This is a genomic window from Terrisporobacter mayombei (assembly GCF_020748465.1).
GTDB classification, from domain to species: Bacteria; Bacillota; Clostridia; order Peptostreptococcales; family Peptostreptococcaceae; genus Terrisporobacter; species Terrisporobacter mayombei.
The window spans coordinates 1-506 of the sequence record NZ_JAHZMP010000134.1; the positions used below are offsets into that span (position 1 = coordinate 1).

The 506-nt window shown below is 49.0% G+C and carries 1 protein-coding gene; it reads right to left on the reverse strand.

All coding sequences use genetic code 11. From position 1 onward, the window contains the following. On the reverse strand, positions 1 to 506 hold a 506-nt coding region (locus tag K0039_RS24990), incomplete at both ends, for an aminotransferase class V-fold PLP-dependent enzyme (RefSeq protein ID WP_228106826.1).

Consider the following 506-nt stretch of genomic DNA (forward strand, 5'->3'; position numbering starts at 1 on the left):
AAGACGACCGCAATAAGCCCTTTCACAATCGCCGCATCGCTGTCGCCCTGTAATTCAATAATTCCCTGGGCATTCTGGCGCATGACAATCCACACCTGACTCTGACAGCCCTGAATGCTATTTTTTGGACTTCTGTCTTCGTCGCGTAATTCTGGCAGACGCTGGCCCAGCTCAATAATGTAGAGATATTTCTCTTCCCAGTTTGCGCAGCGTAAAAAATTACGCAGCAACTTTTCTTTATCCGGCAATAAAGCCATAGTGCCTCCCTGTGATCCAAGCAAACGGTGAATACGTTGCAGGCCGGTCACCAGACGATCCACTTCTTCATGGGTGTTATACATGGCCAGCGACGCCCGACACATCGCAGGGACGTTGTAATAGGCCATCAATGGCATTGCGCAGTGATGTCCGGTACGCACAGCAATGCCGTAATTATCGAGAAAACTGCCAACATCATAGGCGTGGTGTTTACCGAGATTAAAAGCAATAACGCCAAGCCTGTTTTG